The organism is Kribbella alba, from assembly GCF_039529635.1.
Taxonomy (GTDB): Bacteria; Actinomycetota; Actinomycetes; order Propionibacteriales; family Kribbellaceae; genus Kribbella; species Kribbella alba.
Genome location: NZ_BAAANE010000019.1, coordinates 1 through 1,869, shown reverse-complemented (window position 1 = coordinate 1,869; position 1,869 = coordinate 1). Strand labels below are relative to the sequence as shown.

Genomic DNA, 1,869 nt, shown 5'->3' with positions numbered 1-1,869 from the left:
GTTCCTCGGTGTTGGCCGCTGGGACGTGGCCGAGGTCTCGGTTTCTGAGCCTGTAGGAGTCGCCTTTGAGGGCGACGACGTCGGCGTGGTGGACGAGCCGGTCGATCATGGCGGCGGCGACGATGTCGTCGCCGAAGACTTCGCCCCAGCGGCCGAAGGGTTTGTTGCTGGTGACGATCAGCGAGGCGCGTTCGTAGCGAGACGAGACGAGTTGGAAGAACAGGTTCGCGGCTTCGGGTTCGAAGGGGATGTAGCCGACCTCGTCGACGATGAGCAGTGGGTAGCGGGCGAGCCGGACGAGTTCGTCTTGCAGGCGGCCGGCGTGGTGGGCGTCGGCGAGCCGGGCGACCCAGCCGGAGGCGGTGGCGAACAGGACCCGGTGGCCGGCCTGGCAGGCGCGGATGCCGAGCCCGATGGCCAGGTGGGTCTTGCCGGTGCCGGGTGGCCCGAGGAACACCACGTTCTCTTTGGCGGTGACGAAGTCGAGAGTGCCGAGGTGGGCGATCAGGTCACGGGCCAGGCCGCGGGCGTGGTCGAAGTCGAACTCCTCGAGGCTTTTGCGGGCGGGGAACCTGGCCGATCTAATCCGGCCTTCGCCGCCGTGGGCGTCGCGGGCGGCGACCTCGCGTTGCAGGCAGGCGACCAGATACTCCTCATGCGTCCAGGACTCAGCGCGGGCTCGTTCGGCCAGCCGGTCCACCGAGTCGCGCAGGGTCGGTGCCTTCAACGCCCTGGTCAGGTAGGCGATCTCGGCCGTCAGATCCTTGACCGGTGTGACCTTGGTACGGGTCGGCATCACATCACCTGCTGATCCAGCCCGAAGGCGTTGTCGTAGTCGGTCAGCGCCCGCTGCTCCACCTCGGTCGCTGCAGCTGGGGTGATGACGGTGAACCGGTCGTGCCGCAACGCGGTCGCGGCCTGGGCGTGGACGGTGTCGGTGATCGACTGGTGGTAGGCCCAGCAGCGTGGATGGTCGGCCACGACAGCGCCCTCGCAGAACACCCGCACCCGGTCCAGGTCGGCGACGATCTCAATCCGCCGGCCGACCGCGCGCGGATGCACCGAGTAGTCGTTGGAGTCCAGCCGGATGTAATAGTCCCGCGGCAGCCGCTGCGACCTGCGCCAACCGGTCACCGGTGCGACCGGAGGCAGGGTGAGCATCGCGGCCCGATCCGCGTCGACCCGATCACCTGGCGAGCAGCCCAGCACCCGCATCCGGCGGGCGTTCGCCTTCGGCAGCCATCCGGCGAGCTGGGCGTTGAAGTCGTCCGGACTCTCGAAGGTGCGGCCTGGCAGGAACGAGGTCTCCAGGTAGCCGTTGGCGCGTTCGATCAGCCCCTTGGCCTCGGGATCGGCGGGCTTGCAGACGATCACCTTCGCGCCCAGCGTGCCGCGGAACGCCTGGCAATCGCCAGTCAGCTCGGCGGCACCACGGCGCCACCTGCCGATCGCTCCCTCGCCGTCCCAGACCAGAGTCTTGGGAACACCGCCGAGCCGCTCGAGCAGCACCCACCAGCCGGCGAACAGATCCTCGGCCGCCCGCGAGGGCAGCAGCCGCGCCGACAGCCACCGCGAGTAGCCCGACGCCATCACCAGCACCGGCAGCTGCATCGGTGACCTGGTCTGCCCGAACCCCACCGGCAGGCTCACCTCGGGGAACCAGAAGTCGCACTGCGCCAACTCACCCGGCAGGTACGTCGTTCGCGACGCCGGATCGGGCGGCAGATACGCCGGCCGCAGGTCGCTGACCCGGTCTCGCAGGATCCGGATCGAGTGCTGCCACCCGATCCGCTCTGCCACCACCGTTGCCGGCATCGTCGGCCACGCCTGCAACAACTCCCGGATCCGCGGCTCCACCGCGTCGACCAG

Annotated in this window: 2 protein-coding genes; both read right to left on the bottom strand. The window is 69.4% G+C overall.

From position 1 onward, the window contains the following. Positions 1 to 796, bottom strand: a 796-nt coding sequence (gene istB, locus ABD210_RS32345; RefSeq protein ID WP_344116874.1) for an IS21-like element helper ATPase IstB, incomplete at its 3' end; no start/stop codon positions are given. Further along, positions 796 to 1,869, bottom strand: a 1,074-nt coding sequence (gene istA, locus ABD210_RS32340) for an IS21 family transposase (RefSeq protein ID WP_344116872.1), incomplete at its 5' end; no start/stop codon positions are given. The genes istB and istA, both read right to left, overlap by 1 nt.